The following is a 19,879-nucleotide window of genomic DNA, read 5'->3' as shown; positions in this document are numbered from 1 at the left end:
AAAAATCAAGCATCTTCAATGACGACGGGTATATACGCTGAGTAAACGCCTTTCCAGTCAAGTGCTCTTCCTCGGGAAGTGGGTCATAAACAACATAGTCATCCGTGCAGTAAAACCGAATAGTAAAGGAAGATAAGAGGGTAAGCAGCTTGTCTAACGTTTTTCGACTGCGATCGCCAAAAACATGAGCCACTATTCGCTTCAGGCGGGGTTCCCAAGCATACCAAAGCCAGCGTTGGTTTTTCTTATTGCCGACAAACGACCATTGCTCGTCGATTTCACAGACAATCTGGATGCCACATTCCGCAAGGGGAAGTGTCGTTACGTTTCGGGGTCTGAGGTTTTTAATGTTTTCATGACGGTGGCGGTGGCGACTTTCAGGATCCGAGCGGTGTCACGAATTCCCCCGTTATTCATCGCGATATCGACAATCTGTTCTTTAACGCCGGGTTTGCAGGCCTGATAGGTATACGCCAACTGAAAGACCTTACAGCAGCTATAACAGCGATAACGAGGATGTCCGCCATTTCCTTTCCCATGTCCTTTGACCTGTTCTGATTTGTGGCAATAACGGCAATAGACATCAACTTTGGCCATACTTCATCCTTAAAAAGCCGGAAGCATATCACAGCAACTAACCATTTAATACATGACCAAATATTGGTGGTGATATATAAAAGAGGTGCGCACAATTCTGGAGAAAAGGAATGAAAATAGCATTTGTCTTATACGATAAAGCGTTGCAAAGCGGGATAACGTTAGCATCGGATATGTTAAACAGTGCCAGCAGCTTGAGAAGCCGGGTACAGCAGAGAGAAGAACCTTTCTATATGTCTGTTATAGGTGATGTGAAGGAAAATAACGAACACATAGCGCAGATTACGCTACATACCCACCATAAATTTTCGGATCCTGTCGATTTTGATTTGGTTTTTTTACCTCCGATGTGGGGAAATCCGTCACCTTCTATGGCTGGCAGGGAAGATATTATCGAATGGTTGCGTCGGCAAAAAGAAAATCAAGCTATTATTGTTGCGACTGGCACCGGGGTATATTGGCTGGCGAAAGCGGGATTACTTGAAGAAAAAACTGTAACAACTCATTGGTCTTTCTATGGCAAGTTTGAACGTCGGTTTCCGACGGTTGGTGTAAATCGTAAGGCAAGCATCACGTATTGTGACAACATTTATTGTGTGAGAAGCATTAACTCCCAAACCGAACTACTTGTTTACTTGATCGCCCAGTTTTTCAGTGCACCGATTGCTAAGATCATTGAAAAACATTTCATGCATGAAGTATCAAATTTTCAGTCAGAGCCGTTTTTTCAAGTGGGAGGCAACACGCAATTTGATGAAATGGTGTCGATAGCACAAAGCTATATTAAGCAGCATGTGACTTCACAAATCACGATTAAGGATATTGCTACTCACGTTGGTGTGTCGGAGAGCACCCTGATACGTAGGTTTAAGGGACAGGTAGGTATCTCACCACATAAATACATGCTCGATCAGCGTTTATTAATTGCCAAACAGCTTCTGCAAGATAATAGCCTGACTTTACTGTATATAGCGCAATTAGTGGGCTTCAAGGATCCCCATTACTTTAGTAAAGTATTTGAGCAACACTTTAAACTGACTCCCGTTGCTTACCGTAAACTGGTGAAAGCCAAAGTTTTCCATTCCTGATGTTAATTATCTATTTGCCGGAATAGTGTCAGAAGATCCCTTACAATATTGGCCTCAAAGCGAGTTCTGAATACACCAGATTTTGAACGCCAAAATAACGGCTCCGCAGGTGCGGGCAAACGGATTAGCGTTTTAAGAATATTTTGCAAGTAATATTTTCCCTGTCTAGCCGAGACAAAATAGTAAAGAGCCTGTATTAAGCTCAATTCAACCCAAGGCCACGCAAGCCGATGATGTTCAAATCCGCAGCCGTAAAACGACCTTTCCAGTTCTTTTCATAGTGTTCTTTGGGAAAATCGGCCGGAGATGTGCCATGTTCAAGAGCATCTGCAACGTGGTGAGCATAAGCCAGATTTCTGTCACACAGTGGTGCCGCCGGGATATACATCACATTGCCCCAGCCTTGCTGATTTTTCACCGGTGCGACGGAGTGGATAAGGTCACAGTGCCACCATACAGAATCACCAGCCTGCAATGATGGAATACTACACAATCCTCGGACAAGATGAGGATGCCATTTCTCGGAGATGGGAAGCGCCTTATTGGGGGCAACACCACACAGTTCGTCTTCGGGGACATCATTCAGCAGTGGCCGTAACAGAATGTATGCCATCGCTTCTGGCACAGGAACAACATGCAGAAGTCCTTGACCGAGGGTCATATCAGACAGCGCCGTCCAGCCCTGAAATGTCCTAAAAACTGAGCATTTTGTTGTGTTATCGTACTCGGTTACTTCTGGACGGTAGGCTGCATCCCAAGGATCGTATTCTCCGAATCGGTTGGTGAAAATTTTATTAAACACTTTTTGGTAGGCGGGTTGCAGCCAGCGCTCTAAAGTACCCGAATCTGTATGAGCACCTAGCCCTCTTGATGTTGTGCCTGGTGGCCGACGGCGAATGCGGTCGGGATAAATCATGTTGATATCGGGATCAAACCAACTTATGCCGTTTGACTCAAATTTCCACAAACGGTTTAGAAAAGACTGTACCCGCGCAATTTCTTCACTTTGTCTGGCCTCCATCTGTGCATGAGACCAGTAAATGGGGTAAATCTCTGGGCGAGATGCTTCAAGGCTATCGAAGAAGTTATCTCCCGGCCCTTGATAAACGCGATCGAAGTTATTGATAGCGAGGTAATCAAGCATGGACTGATCCCATGCCAGTGCTTTATCTCGTGGAAAGTTCTGTCTGACGACCAAACATCCACGACGTTTGATCTTTTGTAGGGTTTGTTCTGTTACTTTGCGTTCCGCCACATCACTCCCGTGTATTTCCGGCCAAGCGCTACCGATGTTTTTTTCATCCACACGGGTGGCGGCGATCTCTTTTTCTATTCTGTCGCATACCTGAGCGAACAGGCTTTCAACATCGCCTATTTGTTTGCGCATGGCTTGTTTCATCCGGCGAATTTTTTGTCGGTAATCATCAGGAAAAACTGTAGAGGTGAAAGAAGTATTCATAGCAGACTCTTTCTGTTAATCGTTTTAATTTTCGTATGAAAGTAAATTTGATTTATGTAAATTTTATAAACGAAATATTAACAAATTTACAGCAAAAGGTTTTAAGCCAACGCACAGAATTTATTCTTTGGCGTTCCCACTGGGAAGTTTTCCCGTTTCGAGAAACGCCTGTAGAAGACGTTCCTCATTTTCCTTCGGAAACTAACTGATTATTTAATAATGAGTTTATGGGGATTCTCATCCAAATAATCTGTTCACTGCGCTGTTTCAGACGTTACTTTTTTATACACCACTAAATTTTTATTTTTATCATTCGGCCGATGTCCAGACCAGAACAACGCCATGCCTGTCGGAGCGGATTCAATATCTTCGGATAAAACGATAAGCCAGCGGCATGTTTGTGGAACTGCAAAATCTTTCTGTCTTTGATGGAGTATATGGGCGAAATAATAAAGCATTGGCGCCTCTGATTCGCCGATAGAATAAGATGACATGCAATCATCGGTTTTATATTCCCCTGCTAAACGCTGCTTAAGATCAGTAAATACCTCTTTATAGCCTTTGGTATAATCAATCCAGCCGATAAACAAGGTAAATACCAATCCCCAAACAACAGCAATCCCTAAGAGCCAGTTTTGTGCGGTATGCAAAACGGGAGATTTTGACAGTATTTTGTTTTTAGTTACCCAGATAATGGTAATAATAACAGCGCTGGTGAATATAAAACCGGAAAAATGCATCTGATAGCCCATTGGCAGCCATTTTCCAAAAGGTGCCAACCAATGTTTGTAATCAGAAGAGAGTGATAGTAAATAAACTGACCATACAAAGAGGATCAGAATAGACCACAGCATTGAAAAACAGAGACTCAGAACGCTGTACATTTTTTCGGGTAATTTAGTAAAAATGCCCGTGGCTAAAATAGCCATCGGGGCAATAAAGGGTAACAGGTACAGCGCACGGCTGGAGGCTGATATTTGTAACAGGATGATACCGAGTAATATAAATGCTGCAAAAATAAAATACCGTTGATCGGTAAGTGTTTTTATCGGGTTTTTAACAATAACGATGAAGGCTAATAGGCCTGCCGGGAATGCGAATAATAACACAGCTTCTGGAATTCGACTTGGAGCAGCTCTTGCACCCAAATCTTCAACAGAAAACCCTAAGAAGCGGCCGATATTGTTATCCCAAAACCAAACTTTAAATAAGTCCGGGTGTTCAACTAATAACATGGCTGGCCACGGTAAAATTAAAATGAGAGCAATCACCCCTGCGAAAAAGGCATTTAGCCAATATTGTTTAGCCCGACAGCTTTTTAGAAAAACCGGTGTTAATAGTAGGCAAATCCATAATAACCCAGGGATGAATACCCCCTTTGATAACATTGTGATAGCAGTTCCAATAGCCAGCCATAATATGGAATAGCATTTTTTTTCGTTTTTAATCAACCCCAATAAACCATATAACCCAATCGTCGTGCCGGTAATCAGAGAGGTATCGGTGAACATATCGTGGCTATGACGAACGATCCCCGGAGCACAGGCATACAGTGCAAAGGCGATCCATATGCGACTATTGGTGAAATTCTGTACATTAAATGCACGGCGAGCCAGAAGAATGAAAAATGAAAAATTAATTATGGAGAAAAATAGAGTGGCTGTTCTTGCGGCGTCATACATAGGCAGCCATTGAGACAATAAATGAATAAATGTAGTAGCTGTCCAATAATATAGCGGTGGCTTTTCCATGAAAGGCTCACCGGCATTGGTGGGAACTAGCCAATGACCTGTTTCATACATTGTTTGGATCACACCAAAACTATAATTTTCATCCTGTTTCCAAGGAGTATGACTATAAATTCCCGGCAATAAATAAAGTAACATGAATGCTACAAATAGGAATAATGCCTTGATATCTGCGTTAGAAAATCTATGAATACTATTCATTATTAATTACCAAAGTTAAGAAATATAGATTTTAAGAAATATAGATTAACTAAATTGAATGATTATTCAGTGGATAAATATAAAACAATAATGGATTCGATGGATTAATGCAATAGTGTTTTATATCATTTAATTTGATGTTTTGTGCGTATATAGAATGGTTTTATGAGGGGTAAATATCGTTTCTTATTGAGTTTATTGTAAATAATTTTCATTTATAACTGTTACGTAAAAAAATAGTTATTATGGTATATTTTTTTATTGATAATTTTATTAATGAAAGTCTTAATAATAGGTGAAATTAATATTGTATTTGTATGTTGATTCTTGTATGAATTAATATTATTAATAGAGAATTTTACATTTTTTGTTTTAAATTAAAGTAAATTACTTAAGTGCTCAAAAAATTAATTGAAAATTGATTGCCATAATCTTCAAATAGAGTATTTAGCTCATACTCCATTGTATCCTGAGTCCAGGTGATAAAACGCCGCCAGTGATAATTGGTTTGTTTCCAGATGATTTCAATCAGATTCAGCTTTGGGCTGTAGGCAGGAAGATAAAGCAAAAACATGTTACGTTCTCGTAACCAGCGATTTCTGATTTTTTCCTCAATTCCATGGTGGATACGCGCATTATCCTGTAACTCGAAGACAGCATCCTATCTCAGCGGTGATCTGAGGCGGTTCGCCTCTTCTGGCAAGCATGAGTAATCCCCGTTCCTCGCGTACGGATGTCCTGGTGTGGGTGATTCAAAGTAAGTTGTTGCATAATTTTGGGAAGTGATTCGCCGAACTTGGTCAGTGTAAGCGGTCGTTCAAAGCCGTGTGCTTCCATAGGTGGCCGATACAATCCTGCTTACTGCAATATGTCATACGGGTCAGAGTCAATTCATATTCAGGTAAAGCCAGCAATGATTATCTTTCTGTCGGCGAAAGAATCGGTTTCCTTGATATATAGTTTATATAACTATTATTAGTTAATTGACCAGAGCTAGAAATGTATATCGCTTAAGGATACACTCAGGTGCTATAGATAGAATGTGGCGGCATCGTATTAGTGAAATAACATCATTGACTTCGATGTGTGATGAAATCGGATAGAAGTCCTCTTGCTGAGTATTCTCAAAGATCATTGTTTATCTCGACTGTAGAAAAGAAACATTCTGGTTTTCTTGACCATGAATCTTGTTTTTCACGGGCAGAAATATTGTAACTGGAGAAACCATGGCTAATCCTTACCGCGAACTTCTCACAACCCCCGGCGTCATGGGGTTAGTGATCGCGAGTTCCATTGTCCGTCTGCCACAGGCAATGATAGGCATCAGCATCATTACCATGTTGGTGCAGAAGACAGGTCTTTATTGGCTGGCTGGCTCAATCGCCGGTACATTTGCCCTGACGAATGCGCTTATCGGCCCACAGGTATCGAAACTCGTTGATCAGCGGGGTCAGGGTCGAGTTCTGCCCTTTATGGCCGCCTTCAGCATTGGTATGTTGCTGGCGCTGATAATTGCTGTCTATATGAATGCGCCGACTCTACTGCTTTTTATTCTTGCGGTATTGGTGGGTACGATGCCAAGCATGCCCGCTATGATAAGAGCACGCTGGACGCAGCTTTTCCGTGGTAAGCCACAATTACACACGGCCTTTTCCCTGGACACTGTTCTAACTGAACTCGCTTTTATAATCGGCCCACCACTCGCCATTGGCCTGAGCACCAGTTTTTTCGCCGAAGCCGGACCTCTTGTTGCCGTGTTGCTTCTGATCATCGGCGTGACAACATTTCTTCTGCAAAGGGAGACAGAACCGAAGATCGCCGTAGGTATCAGGAGGAACGCAAGCTCGACCTTACTTATCCCCGGCGTTCGTACCATCGTTCTGGCGCTTCTGGCGATGGGGACGATTGGCGGATCTATCAATGTGGCTGTGGTTGCCTTCGCCAACGCACAAGGCTGGCCAGCGTCTGCCAGTTTCATTCTGGCAGCCTATGCGCTCGGCTCAATGATCGCGGGTCTGATGTTCGGCGTATTAAGGGTTTCCTTACCGATTGAAAAGCAGTTCTTCATTGGTGTACTGGTAACTTCAGTCACAGCTGTATTGACTATTTTTTCACCGAATGTCTACATCTTGTCTGGGATGCTCTTTGTGGCAGGCGTGTCATTTGCCCCAACGATGATTATCGTCATGAATCTCGGTACGATCATTGTGCCACCGTCCAGGATCACCGAAGGACTCACGTGGATGACGACTGGCTTCAGCATCGGCGTAGCGCTCGGTAGCATATTTACGGGCATTGTCATCGACGTCTATGGCGCGCGGACAGGGTTCGGTGTAGCCATTGTCGCGGGATTGGTCATGGTGGTTATTGTGCTTTTAGGGCTGCGTACACTTCGTGCCACGTCATCGGCTGGCGCCGAGCCGACCTTCCACTAATCACTCTGAATCAGGCCGCCCGCGCTGGCAGCGGGCATAGTGCCGTGAATCTTTCACTGGAGCTTCTTCAACCTAATTGGAGAAACTTCTACACGTAAACCTGCTGCTTGCCATCCTGGGAATCCATCTCCAAGGCGTAGGGCTTTGAATCCTTTGGATCGCAGTAATGAAACCGCCTGAGTAGAGAGCACACAATATCGCCCACCACAATAAGCGAGAATATCCTGATTGCGAGGCAGTTCTCCAAGATGGTGTACGAGAGCGTCTGTTGGAATATTGATGGCTCCCGGAATGTGCCCTGCGGCGTAATCCTCTTCCGAGCGCACGTCCAGAAGTAGTACTCCTTCCTCCTGCCTGCGGAGCAGTTCTTCAATAGAGACACCTTCTAAGTGCTCTGGATGATGAATGCTGTCGGAGACGACACGCTGAATCTCCGTTTGCTGATAAGCAAGATAGTCTCGTAACGCAGCCAGTATATTTGCAACTGGGCCGTCACCAATCCGATACAGGACATGTTTGCCTTCGCGACGGGTTTGGACGAACCCTGCACGTCGCAATTGCTGCAAATGTTGTGAAGTATTGGTGATGGATAGGCCGGATATCTCTGCCAAATGCTCCACCGAGCTTTCGTGCCGAAAGATTGCCTCAATCAAGGTCAATCGATGTGAATGTCCAAGTGTCTTGGCGAAATCCGCCATTTCGCTAAGAGCATGAGAGGTACGATTAATCGTCTTCATAAAGTAAAAGCTTCAAATATCAACATTTGCGACATAGATAACATAATTAGTCTAATCGCGCCATTGATCCATTTATTGCTGGAATGATAGATTGATGAGATAAGCTGACCGCAGATTGAGCGAATTCACGCATATACCGTACTGGACTCCGTGGTCATAGACGGTTCTGGTCGGTGTCTGATTTAGACTCAACCGTGATTTTTGCTTCACCGAGAAGATGTCATTCTTGTTGTTTGTACTGGCAGGTTGCGGTTTTTTTGCGAAGCTGTTCCTACGATAGGCGTAGTAATTTATCTATTGCCAACCATCGTGGCTAAATAAAATACGGGTTGACTAACTACGAGGGACACAGAATGAATGAAGCTCAAATCATCTTAACACTGAACGCATCTGTTCGGACCCGCGTCAAAGTTCCTATACATCCTCGTACCCGTCACCAGAGGTTTGAAGCCGAGATGGTAACGTTATCTGGCCCTTGCGACACCAGCGAGTATCCTGTGATCGTCTTTGAACCGCTCGGTAACTCACCGCACGTTCGCATGCATTCCGAATACCTAACAGACGATGTATTCGGCTCTGAGCGTTGTGACTGCGGCAGAGAACTCCAATGATCACTCATCATGCACCGATCAGCGGGATTGCCGCGTACCGCGATAAGTACGTTTTAACAGCCGGCTACGATAACCAGATCATTCTGTGGGATGCAAAAACCCAGCGTCCGCTCGCCCGTGCGATGCACGATCACCTTGCGAATCAGGGCGTATTCTCACCCGATGGTGCTTACGCCGTAACGTCATCATCCGATTATAGTGCTCGGCTCTGGACTGTACCCGACCTGCGGTTGGTCGCCGTGTTCGCCGATCATGAGGACGATGTAGAAATGAGCGTATTTCATCCCGATAAGCCTCTGGTCGCAACCGCTTCACGCGACCATCATGTCCGGGTGTACGATTTCAGTGGCAAGCTGTTGCAGACGTTCAAAGGCCATTCAGCTGACGTAATCTCGGTTGAATGGATGCATAATGCTGACGAGCTTGTCTCGTCAAGCGACGATGGTACGATCAAGCGTTGGTCACTTGAGAAAAACTGCCTCGTCGCTGACATCGATCTCGGTGGCATTGAGACCGATACTATCGCTATCGCAGCAGACGGACGCATCTTCGCTGGCAACGACGAAGGAGAGATAATTTTAATCGGTACTGACGGCTCGCAGGTGACGTTCAGGGCGCATGATGCGGGTGTGAAGCGTCTCGTGCTTGACCACAACAGGGGGCTTCTGGTGTCACTGTCATACGACCGCACAATGCGGCTATGGAAAGTGGAGCCATTTGGACAGTTAGAAGAACTCGTGAGCGCGTCGCTGCCGCCTGAAGTATGGCCACGTTCATGTTCCTTCGAAGGTGACGATCACATTGTGTTCGCGACTTTCCAAGCAAGCTATCGTCTGTATAACTGGAAGACCGATGAATGGGATTTGGCTGAACTCGCGCCGACACTCGTCGTCAATGCAGCCGCGTTAGTCGACGGCCAACAATGGACGATTGGTGATGCAGGCATCGTGTGGATCGACCAGCGTGAGCACACACACACGGGCAGTCTGTGCAACTTTCTTACGCCCGTAGGTGACGTGATCCTGACAGGTGGGCAGCTCGGTAAAGTGTTTGATGCGCGTACTGGTCACGAATTGTACCAGCATCGTTCGCCACTAAACTGCGGCGTGTCATTCAAGCGTAATGGCATCGATCATGCGGTGATCGGTGCATACACGGGCGAAGGTATTGTGCTGCGTATCGATGGTTCTCAGGTAACGCACGTCGCTGATCTGCCACTGCATGATAACGCCGTTAAGGGCGTCGCTATCTCTGGTGATCTGCTTTTCTCCATTGCGGCAGACGCGTCAGCGGCTTGGTATCGCGTGTCAACACTTGAGCAGGTGTATACGCTTAAGCGCGCACACGAGAAGATCGCGAATGGCTGTATAGGCCTCGGTGATGGCTATTTTGCGTCGGTGAGCCGCGATCTGAAATTGCGGATATGGTCACCAGATCACCAGGCAGATGTCATCGCGACTCCCCACACGCACTCGCTCAAATGTGTTTCTGCGGGAGTTAACGGTCGCTATATCGCAACTGGCAGCTATAACGGCCGTGTCGCTATTTACGACCGTATCGATGACCTCTGGGTGATCAATATGTGGGTGACGACTGCGGGCGTGTCATCCCTCAGCTACGATCCGATCACACATGTGTTTCTTGCGAGTTCATATGACGGCAATGTCTATCACATCCCGATGGAGCCCATATGAGCAGTAACACCAAACCACATTATATTGATGCTCAGCGGACAATCGTTCCTGTTGACGTTCCAAGCACGGCACCGCGTGATTATGAAAAGGTGTTACGCTCGGATTTTGTGTCGAGTTATAACGAAGGGCGCGATGTCTGGACCGAAGAGGCTGCAATGCAGCAGGCAAGTGCAATCTTGCATGCTCATCTCGGTCGTTCTTCCGATGTCCTGGACGCTGGCGCAGGTCGCGGACGTGATACTGGGTTCTTACTCGCGCAAGGTCATCGGGTCACTGCGGTTGACCTCGTCGAACTTCCCGAGTGGACACAACTAGTACAGAACTGGGGTAGCCAGGTGCAATTCCGCATAACGCCAGTGACTGAACTAGACGGTGAGAACCTTTTTGATGGTGTGCTCGACAATGGCTGCCTACATCATCAACATCCAGACGCCTACGTTGTGTATCTCAGGCGCATCCACAAGCTTTTACGCCCAACCGGGCTCTTCACAATATCAGTGTTTGAGTCGAAAGAGCCGGGTCGGCTGTACGCAAATAAAATGCGACGGCTTTATCGCGAGTTCACCGATTCTGAGCTTACCGAGTTGCTGCGCGCCGCGCATTTCACTCTTGTCAGTGTGCACCGAGTACCGCGCCCAACAGCCGGACTGAACTATTTGGTTCTGACAGTTAGAAAATCTTCTTCCTACTAAGGCGAGGCCATACCCATGAAACCTATTCTCGCCGACAACCCTAACCATCTCAGTGACCGTGCAGCGATGGCGTTGCCTGAAAATATATTCGTTGCCCGCATGCCCACGACGGTGTTTTCAATGCATCTCGATCTACTGCAATCTGAGCCGGCAGAGTGGATCGCAATCGCGCAGAATCCGTCCACATCATTTGAACGCCGTTACGCAGCGGGTACATTGCTCAGCTTTTCGGGCGATCCACGTATTCGTCCGTTTGATCCAGAAATGTGTGACGTACCCGGCGCAAGCGTTTGGCTCGGCACTGCACCGGAACGGGTTCCACAGATCGTTGCTGAATGGCAGCGTGTCGGTGTAATCGAGGAATGGATAGCTAAGGAATGCCCATGCTACAACGTGGAAATCAAGGCATTCCGGATTATGCGTTATCCTGTCACCAATCTCGAATATCGGCTCTTTCTTGAGCAGACGCGAGCGCCATGGTTTCCGACATCCTGGCCCTTCGGTGTCTATCCAGTCGAACGGGCAAATCATCCCGTCTGGTCTGTCCCTCCGGAAGCAGCAGAAGCGTATGCAGATTGGCTGAGCGAGGCTACAGGTCGGCGTTTTCGGTTGCCTGGAGAAGCCGAATGGGAGTACGCAGCTTCTGGAGGCACTGGTTCCGAGTATCCGTGGGGTAACGAGTTCGATCCTTACGCAGCCAATACGGTCGAAGCTGGGCCTTTGTCGACAACGCCTGTCGGTATCTTTCCTCTTGGTCGTAGCACGTTTGGCATCGACGATCTCGCCGGCAATGTCGAGGAATATGTCGCCGACGATTACTCTCCCTACCCTGGCGGCGAAGTCATTAACGATGACCTCGCAAGCACTCAGGGTAGCTATCGGATCGCACGTGGTGGCAGCTTCACGCGCTTTGGTGATCTGACACGCTGTGCACGTCGTCACGGCCACTACCAGCGTGACATCTACGCGATGGGTTTTCGGCTCGTGGAGTCGCTTTGAGCATGGTCAGGATTGTGATTCGACCGCGTTCTGACTGTAGTGTGAGGTGTACCGGTTTCCCAAAAACCATATTATTTAACGAGGGACTTCAATGAGCGAGCTAGCCACTGAGACAATCTATGAGTCGACAAACGATAAAGTTGCACTGACTTCAGTCGTCGACTTGGTTAAATTGTCCGATCAATACCGGCAATCGGCAGTCCTGCACTATGCCGTTGCTGAAAAGCTATTTGATTTGACGCAGGAAAGCTGCACGTCAGCCAAAGTTGCCGGGAATCTCGGCATGGTCGAGGGTAAGGTGTTAATCCTGTTAAACGCGCTTGTTGCTCTCGGGCTTCTGAAGAAGGCTGGCAACGAGTTTTTGAATACTGAGTTGACTACGCGATACTTGACAAGTAAGAGTTCTGATTACATAGGTGCGATTGTTGAGCATCAGCATCTTCAGTGGGACAACTGGCCCCGGCTTGGCGAAATTTTACGCAGCGAAAAGCCTCTCGATTTCCAACAGGAAAACCGTTTCATGCGCGATGAACGCGCTCGCGATGCGTTTAATGACGCGATGGTACGTCTGAGCCAGCCCATGCGTGATGTCGTAAGCGGCCTCAATATCTTCACGAACGCGAATACATCGATCGACCTTGCCGGTGGGCATGGTACCTACCTTGCGGAGGCGTTACTCCGTCATCCACAGCTAACAGGCCAGATATGGGATCTACCCACGACCCGCGACGCGGCGCAAAAAACGATTGAAGCATACGGCCTCAGTGGGCGACTCAAGTTTTGTGAGAAAAACCTGCTTGACGCTCTCAATTTTGAGAGAGCCGCCGCCGACGTCGTTATGTTGAACGATTGCCTTCACTACTTTAATGAAACAGAGGCGCTTGCGGTGATCCGTCACGCTGCCTGTCTTGTGAAGCCAGGTGGTGCACTCTTGCTCCTCACAATGACAATGGATGAAAATCGTGTCACGCCTGCGCTATCTGCTGACTTCTCGCTTCACATGATGGTTAATACCAATCACGGCGAGCTACATCCGACGCAGTGGATAGCTCGCGCTGTACATGGAAATGGCTTGTCTATCAGTGAGCTATCAATTGGCCGCTACACACTTCTCATCGGTCAACGCCCTGCCAGTGAGGTATAACTATGCTTACCTTCAAACTGATCAATCTTGATATTAATCCCACAGACGCAGAACAGATCACTCGTGTGTTATCCGAGCAATGCGCAGCGGCCGGCTACCGATTGAGTATGGCAGAGGTGGACAATACAACGCCGGATGGGATGTTTGTGCTTTCTCATGGTGCGTCGACTGCGATAAATAATGAGCGACTCGCTGGAGTTGGGTGGATTGCTGTCGCGCAGATCGGTATCGATCCGAAAAATACCGGCGGTGAAGCTTCTGCGATATGGCACGAAAATCCTCAGGGCGTGTTCTGCTATCCTCTCGCGCTTGAGATGGAATCTGTGGGTACGTCATCTGATGTCGTACGCGACTGGCTCGCAGGCTTCGCTACGTTTACTGCCTGCATCAAAATGTGGCGGCGCTTACGCGACAAACCTGAAGATGGCAGGCCGCACGAGCTACGTGTGAACCATATCAATATCCTCGCCCGGGATCTCGACAAATCTGTCGATTTCTACCATCGTATCTTAGGCGCTTCCTATTGCTACAACCTAGGTCCAAAGAAGGTTGTGATGGAGCTAAACGGATTCGATTTCTTTATCGAACAAACAGATACTGTTACCTACCCACCCGGCTACCATTTTGGTGTGCGCACAGACCCCGAAGGTGTCAAGTCGATCGCAGCAATAGTAGGGGCGGACGGTGGTATCAAGATCGTAAAGGGTAACGGTCCAACTATTGGCTACCATACTGGGCCGGATCGTGTGCGTACCGCTTTCTACTTTGAAGATCCGGACGGTCTTGTCATCGAGATCTATTCTCCGGAAATTGAAATGCTTGAGAGTAACCCGCATCTCATCTCACAGCATTTTTCGCAGGCCTGATGACCATTATTCAACCTATCAACAGACGAGGTAGTCCATGAGTTCTAACAATGCCCCCTCTTGGGGGGAACTGCTTTCCGGACGCAACGGCTTGCTTTCAATCGCGCTTGCAGGAGGAGTCGCGCTACATGCGATCAATATCTATATCGCGACGACAATCCTACCGTCCGTCGTACGAGATATTGGTGGGCTTGAGTACTATGCATGGAACACCACGCTGTTCATGGTTGCATCGATTATTGGCGCGCCATTGTCCAAAAACGTGCTAAGCCGTTTCGGACCACGTGCTGCTTATCTCGTCGCTCTCATCGTGTTTTGTGTGGGAACGCTCGTGTGTGCAAGTGCAAAGGACATGTTGTGGATGCTTGTTGGACGATTTGTGCAGGGCTTCGGCGGTGGCATTCTGTTTGCACTCAGCTACGCACTCATCCGTATCGTATTCGACGGGCGGTTGTGGCCCCGCGCAATGGCGATGGTGTCCGGTATGTGGGGTATCGCAACACTCTGCGGCCCTGCAATCGGCGGCATCTTTGCGCACTCAGACACTTGGCGTCTTGCATTTATCGCTCTTTTGCCTGTTGCCGCCGTGCTTGCTGTGATCGTACTCGTCCAGTTGCCCGCCTATGAGAAATCTAGTGCACAGACGGATCGGGCCGCAATTGGCAAAATCCTGCTGCTCGGTGTATCGGTACTTATCATATCGGTCGCCAGCCTGTCGAAGGAGATTTTTGCAAACATCGCCGGTGTCGCAGCTGGACTCGTGATCGTCGTGTTGATTGCGCGCGTTGATCGTAAGTCGAAAATTAAACTACTGCCGACCGGCGCATACGATGTGCGCGCATCTCTTGGTGCAATTTATGCATGCATGAGCCTGCTTGTAATCGGGATGACGACCGAGATATTCGTGCCGTATTTTCTGCAGACCATCCACGGCTATCAGCCGTTAATCGCCGGCTATGCGACTGCACTGATGGCGGCGGGTTGGACAGCTGGCTCGCTATTCAGCTCCGGACGCAGCGCACATACTGCGCAGGCGCTTGTGCGGCGAGGCCCAATTCTCGTTGTGCTTGCGCTCATCATGCTCGCAGTCATCATGCCATCGCAGCATCTGCTCAGCCCGGTTTCTAGCCTTACGTTGATGTGCATAGCGCTCGCAGCGGTTGGAGCTGGTATTGGTGCCGCCTGGCCGCATCTGCTCACGCAGGTGTTTACAAACGCGCCTGCTGGTCAGGAAGATCTTGCGTCGACGTCGATCACGACGGTGCAACTGTATGCGACAGCCATTGGCTCCGCATTTGCAGGCATCGTAGCGAATCTTGCCGGATTCTCTGACCCAGGTGGTTTGGCTGGCGCGCAGAATGCCGCTATGTGGCTGTTCGCTGTCTTTGCAATTGCTCCGGTGCTCGCTACGTTTGTCGTACGCCGTGTACGCCTCACATAGACGCGCCGAACGTCTCCAATTAATAAGGACTCATCATGGATCCGATAACCGGAATTGCTCTATTTAAGGCTCTGCATGCGTTCGGGATAGCCGGATGGGCGACAATAGGCATGATCAATAATGTGCAGTCATTCACAGTGACGACGGGCACAGTAGGTCGCATGATGAGCATGACGCTGCTCAAACAGGAACCGCCCGTGAATACCCCGTTGCTGCGTCGTGCAACAACATCACGGGCGATACATAGCGCTGCGCTTGCCGTCATTGTGATATTGCAGGCACTGACCGCTATCGCTATGTGGATCAGCGGCTATTTGCTACTGACAACGGCTGCATCACACCCGGACACGCTATTATGGCTCAGCGTGGGTATTACCGGCTTTGCTGCGTGCGCATTCGTGCTGTTACTGGGGGGATTGTGGTATGGCTACTGGATACGCCAAGAAGGTCTGCAACTTACACACATCGCTATCATCATCTGGTCGATAGCCGCATTTTTGTTGTTCCATCTCAGTATGACATCCGAGTTGATAGGAGACATTCGATGATAAATTCCCTTCCTCTTCACGACGGTGATTGCTTCGTGCAGGTTGATGATGACGTTGCCGCTAAGCTCGATGGATTTGAACTGCGGCTTCTCGCAAGCCGCGTTGTCGCGATCCGTGACAATCAATTCTTCGATCTACAAAACCTGATTGCGGGAGGAGGGACCATTACACGAAACGGCAATCCATACGACCTACGACGCCAAAATCTTGCAGTGCTGTATTACGATCTCAGCCGTCATGGCGAACTTGAATGGCGTGAGTCTGATGCTGACGGTGCTCGCCTTGCCGTGCTCACGCCGAAAGTTACCGTTGCGGCCTCGTCATCACCTATCCAAGCAGTACGGTTATCGCCCAGCGATCGCCTCGCTTTCCTGCCGTTCGAAGAGACGCGCAACGTGCCGAATATAGCAGCCGACGCGATCCATAATACAGCCACACGGCTTACACTGTCGCACTGGCCAGCGAACCGGACTCCCGCACGCTACCAAGCAAACCTGTCGACTGAGAGCGTACTGCGCTTTTTGCCTGACATGTCAGAGTATCCTGATGTGCGGCACGTGACGACCGACCACTTTGATTTAGACGGGCTCGCATCTGTCTACGCACTGATCGCGCCTGAACATGCGCAGAGTCATGGACAACTTCTCGCCGACGTCGCACGGTTCGGTGATTTCGCGTGTGGTCATAGCACGAAGGCGCGCCGACTCGCATTCGCGCTGAACGCAATCACTGAGCAAGCATTGCACGCCGCGGGAACGGTACCAAACGAAAGTGTGCGCATTACGGCACTTTTCCGCACGCTGCTGCCGGCATTGCGTGACTTACTGGATGCTTCTGTGATCCATGATGCGCTTTGGCGTGACGCCGAGCAGCATCATATGGAAACGGAAGTGCTACTCGACAGTCCGAACGTGATGGTTGAGCAGTATCCTGAGATTGATCTTGCGGTATTCCGTCTACCTACTTCTAATGTGCCATATGTACGCGTACCGCAACGTTACTTCGGACTTTCGTCTATTGCCTTCCACAACCGCACGCCATTATCGACGATTGCACTCGTCACGCAGGGCGACATAGTCGTCCATCAGCGTTATGAAGGATGGGTGGAGTTACATTCCGCTGCGCCACGGCCGCGTCGTGATCTATCGATTTTAGCGCGGGCGTTACAGTCAGCCGAAACGAAAGATTGCCGCTGGCACTACGATGGTGTGCAACACATTATGCCACGGCTTGGACGCGACGGCGCATCGCTGAGTAGCTTGTCGGTAGAGACGATAGTATGTGAACTGAAACGCTTCCTCGCGATTGCACCGGCCGCTTGGTCGCCAAGTGTGTATGCTGCGCCAAAGTAGTGGAAGTTGGCCTAGCTAAAAGCATTTTTCAGGTTTGTATCTGGCTGTTCAATCGATTTGACTGGAACATATTTTTTGTTCCAGTCAAATCGATTGAACAGCAAAAGGTCAATGCGCCTTAACCCAACATTGACTAATTATTTTCCCCCACTCTTTCATGAATCTTTTCATTCATGAGTATCAGTTTTTCTCATTGTATCTCTCCGGAGTAAAGGGCTATAGTCCGCAGCGCTCAAGGTTATTGAGCGACTTATCTACTGCTTAAATCACCAAGATATATCCCAATCCCTGGCATATATCGTTACCGCCATTCGGCAAAATTTTGATGAGAAGCAGCGCATATCTAGCTGATTTTTTATGTGGAGACGACAGTAGTGAAACTGCTGCGCAACAATGACAGTGCATTTGTACCTGTCGCAGGCTTGACGGTATTTGCGATTGCTTCTGGTTACTTAATGAGTTTAATTCCGTTATCGATGGCAAGTTTCAGCATCGATACGGGTTATGCCAGCTGGTTGGCCAGCGCTTATTACGTAGGTTTATTAATAGGCTCAACTATGATTGAACCTGTTATTGCCAAAATAGGCCACCGCTTTTCATTTATTAGTTTTTTGCTGCTTTTAGCCACGACGGTTGTTGTTTTGCCTTTTTTTCCGACTAAAGAGATCTGGCTGGTTATTCGCTGCGTGGCGGGGATCGCCGTTGCAGGGATTTTTGTCGTGGTAGAGTCTTGGTTGTTAATGGGTGATAGCCCTAAAGAACGGGCCAAACGTCTGAGTTTTTACATGACTTCCCTCTATGGTGGTACAACACTGGGTCAGCTGGCTATTGGCTTTATAGGGACTCAGGGTATAGTGCCTTTCATTGTGGTGCTGGCTCTGCTATTGCTAGCCATCCTGCCGCCATTACTTATAAGCCAAGGGCAACCTCCCGCTCTCCAGCATCAGAGCTTATCGCTGAAAAAAATTGCCCAATTCAGCAAACCAGCGATAGTCGGTTGTATTACGTCAGGGGTTGTCATGGGGACGATTTACGGTCTGATGCCTTTATCGTTAAGCCAAAGCCACTTCGATGGTGAGCAGGTTGGTGTATTAATGGCCGCGACTATTTTGGGCGGAATGGTGATTCAGCCCATTGTCAGTAGACTGTCTGTCATAGTGAGCAAAACGCTGTTACTGGCAATGGTTTCACTACTCGGCGTGTTTGCGATGGGAATGATCTACCTTTCTGAAAATTATATTGTAATGATCGTGGCATTGGGGCTTCTGGGAATGTCTTCCTTTGCACTCTATCCGATCGCCATCACGCTGGCCTGCGATAATCTGGATTCATCCTGCATTGTGGCTGCAACTCAAGTGATGCTGTTAAGTTACAGTATCGGCTCCTCCATTGGCCCCCTGGGCGCAGGGAATTTTATGCTGCAACACAATGGATTAATGAATTTCTTTTTCATTGTCTTACTGGCCACTGCTATTTATATGCTACTGGCGAGCCTGCGCCGTAAAGACCATATTTTGGCAAACTAGTGGCTAAACCAAGGCATAATCTGCGGAGATATATGATGTATTTAAAGCAAGCCACTGAAACGGATTTCGCGATTCTTATCCAGATTTGGGAAGCCTCTGTGCGTGCTACCCATGATTTTCTGCCTGAAACTATAATTGAAGATCTACGTCCCCTTATCTTGAATGATTACTTACCCAATTTAATCATCTATAAGGTTGTAAATGATCAACATATCATCGAAGGATTTGTGGCAGTCGATCAACAACGAGTAGAAATGCTATTTATTTCACCACAGGCACGAGGTCAAGGGATCGGCAAGATGCTGCTGGCATTTGCAATGACTGAATTGCAGATCAACGAACTGGATGTAAACGAACAGAATGAACAAGGTGTTGGCTTCTATAAGCATATGGGGTTTCAGGTTTTTGCCCGTTCAGCAGTCGATGGGCAAGGGAATCCATTTCCACTATTGCATATGAAACTCGCTTAAATTCAGCCGATATTCATTTCCGTTTTAGACAAACAAGAATAAGCCACATTGATAGCCCAGAATGTTAAACAGCAAATTGGGCTATTCTGGAGAATAAATTACAATTTTACTCAAATATATTAACAATTACATCTTATTTATAAAGAATATAAAATAAATAACTCATTATTTATATGAATATATTAATATAATTTTATTTATTCTAACCATTAATACTAATAAATTCCTCTTTAATAACATTAAATAAATAATAAGATTTATCAACAAAGGT

17 protein-coding genes and 1 pseudogene are annotated in these 19,879 nt (G+C 47.7%); 13 read left to right on the top strand and 5 right to left on the bottom strand.

All coding sequences use genetic code 11. The features are described from left to right. Window positions 1-10: 10 nt before the first annotated feature. Window positions 11-597 (bottom strand): annotated as a pseudogene (locus XBJ1_RS22655) (IS1 family transposase); the annotation flags it as partial. A gap of 110 nt (window positions 598-707) precedes the next feature. On the opposite strand from XBJ1_RS22655, the gene XBJ1_RS16590 reads away from it, so the two are divergent. After that, window positions 708-1,685: a GlxA family transcriptional regulator gene (locus tag XBJ1_RS16590; RefSeq protein ID WP_012990193.1), complete on the top strand. Its 978-nt coding sequence runs from the start codon at window positions 708-710 to the stop codon at window positions 1,683-1,685. 202 nt (window positions 1,686-1,887) lie between these two features. Here the strand turns inward: XBJ1_RS16590 and XBJ1_RS16585 are convergent, their stop codons facing one another. From XBJ1_RS16585 to XBJ1_RS16575, 3 genes are all read right to left on the bottom strand, one after another. Further along, window positions 1,888-3,144, bottom strand: coding sequence for a DUF1479 domain-containing protein (locus tag XBJ1_RS16585; protein WP_012990192.1), 1,257 nt, complete (start codon window positions 3,142-3,144; stop codon window positions 1,888-1,890). A gap of 254 nt (window positions 3,145-3,398) precedes the next feature. Further along, the gene (locus XBJ1_RS16580) at window positions 3,399-4,595 is read right to left on the bottom strand and encodes a hypothetical protein (protein WP_329840987.1); all 1,197 of its coding nucleotides are present in this window, start codon (window positions 4,593-4,595) and stop codon (window positions 3,399-3,401) included. Window positions 4,596-5,484: 889 nt separating this feature from the next. Then, window positions 5,485-5,721: a transposase gene (locus XBJ1_RS16575; protein ID WP_071822527.1), complete on the bottom strand. Its 237-nt coding sequence runs from the start codon at window positions 5,719-5,721 to the stop codon at window positions 5,485-5,487. Window positions 5,722-6,319: 598 nt separating this feature from the next. Here XBJ1_RS16575 and XBJ1_RS16570 point away from each other — a divergent pair. Further along, the gene (locus tag XBJ1_RS16570) at window positions 6,320-7,528 is read left to right on the top strand and encodes an MFS transporter (protein WP_012990189.1); all 1,209 of its coding nucleotides are present in this window, start codon (window positions 6,320-6,322) and stop codon (window positions 7,526-7,528) included. A gap of 53 nt (window positions 7,529-7,581) precedes the next feature. On the opposite strand, the gene XBJ1_RS16565 is transcribed toward XBJ1_RS16570, so the two are convergent. Beyond that, window positions 7,582-8,226, bottom strand: coding sequence for an ArsR/SmtB family transcription factor (locus XBJ1_RS16565; RefSeq protein WP_329840990.1), 645 nt, complete (start codon window positions 8,224-8,226; stop codon window positions 7,582-7,584). A 392-nt stretch (window positions 8,227-8,618) separates the two neighbouring features. Here XBJ1_RS16565 and XBJ1_RS22825 point away from each other — a divergent pair, with 392 nt between their 5' ends. From XBJ1_RS22825 to XBJ1_RS16510, 11 genes are all read left to right on the top strand, one after another. Continuing rightward, on the top strand, window positions 8,619-8,876 hold the full coding sequence (locus tag XBJ1_RS22825) for a GTP cyclohydrolase (protein WP_012990187.1): 258 nt from the start codon (window positions 8,619-8,621) through the stop codon (window positions 8,874-8,876). Next, a complete protein-coding gene (locus tag XBJ1_RS16555; protein WP_012990186.1) occupies window positions 8,873-10,570 on the top strand; it encodes a WD40 repeat domain-containing protein in 1,698 nt (565 codons plus the stop codon). The genes XBJ1_RS22825 and XBJ1_RS16555 overlap by 4 nt, the downstream gene beginning before the upstream one ends. After that, complete coding sequence (locus XBJ1_RS16550; protein ID WP_012990185.1) at window positions 10,567-11,262, top strand: class I SAM-dependent methyltransferase; 696 nt, start codon at window positions 10,567-10,569, stop codon at window positions 11,260-11,262. The genes XBJ1_RS16555 and XBJ1_RS16550 overlap by 4 nt, the downstream gene beginning before the upstream one ends. Window positions 11,263-11,277: 15 nt before the next feature. After that, on the top strand, window positions 11,278-12,261 hold the full coding sequence (locus XBJ1_RS16545) for a formylglycine-generating enzyme family protein (RefSeq protein ID WP_012990184.1): 984 nt from the start codon (window positions 11,278-11,280) through the stop codon (window positions 12,259-12,261). A 91-nt stretch (window positions 12,262-12,352) separates the two neighbouring features. After that, window positions 12,353-13,405 (top strand): methyltransferase, encoded by a 1,053-nt coding sequence (locus XBJ1_RS16540; RefSeq protein ID WP_012990183.1) that lies wholly within the window; start codon window positions 12,353-12,355, stop codon window positions 13,403-13,405. Between the two features lie 2 nt (window positions 13,406-13,407). Beyond that, window positions 13,408-14,271, top strand: a complete 864-nt coding sequence (locus XBJ1_RS16535) for a VOC family protein (protein ID WP_012990182.1) — start codon at window positions 13,408-13,410, stop codon at window positions 14,269-14,271. Between the two features lie 37 nt (window positions 14,272-14,308). Continuing rightward, entirely contained in the window at window positions 14,309-15,712 is a 1,404-nt protein-coding gene (locus XBJ1_RS16530; RefSeq protein ID WP_012990181.1) for an MFS transporter, read from the top strand. A 35-nt stretch (window positions 15,713-15,747) separates the two neighbouring features. Then, window positions 15,748-16,260: a DUF2165 family protein gene (locus tag XBJ1_RS16525; protein WP_012990180.1), complete on the top strand. Its 513-nt coding sequence runs from the start codon at window positions 15,748-15,750 to the stop codon at window positions 16,258-16,260. Then, window positions 16,257-17,612: a DUF6687 family protein gene (locus XBJ1_RS16520; RefSeq protein WP_038199392.1), complete on the top strand. Its 1,356-nt coding sequence runs from the start codon at window positions 16,257-16,259 to the stop codon at window positions 17,610-17,612. The genes XBJ1_RS16525 and XBJ1_RS16520 overlap by 4 nt, the downstream gene beginning before the upstream one ends. A gap of 374 nt (window positions 17,613-17,986) precedes the next feature. Then, window positions 17,987-19,138 carry an MFS transporter gene (locus XBJ1_RS16515; RefSeq protein ID WP_012990178.1) on the top strand — a complete coding sequence of 384 codons (1,152 nt, stop codon included), beginning with the start codon at window positions 17,987-17,989 and terminating at the stop codon, window positions 19,136-19,138. A 35-nt stretch (window positions 19,139-19,173) separates the two neighbouring features. Then, window positions 19,174-19,608, top strand: coding sequence for a GNAT family N-acetyltransferase (locus tag XBJ1_RS16510; RefSeq protein WP_012990177.1), 435 nt, complete (start codon window positions 19,174-19,176; stop codon window positions 19,606-19,608). Window positions 19,609-19,879: the final 271 nt, after the last annotated feature.

The organism is Xenorhabdus bovienii SS-2004 (genome assembly GCF_000027225.1).
Classification (GTDB): Bacteria; Pseudomonadota; Gammaproteobacteria; order Enterobacterales; family Enterobacteriaceae; genus Xenorhabdus; species Xenorhabdus bovienii_C.
The sequence above is the reverse complement of the archived record's forward strand: the minus strand, read 5'-3'. Positions and strand labels throughout refer to the sequence as shown.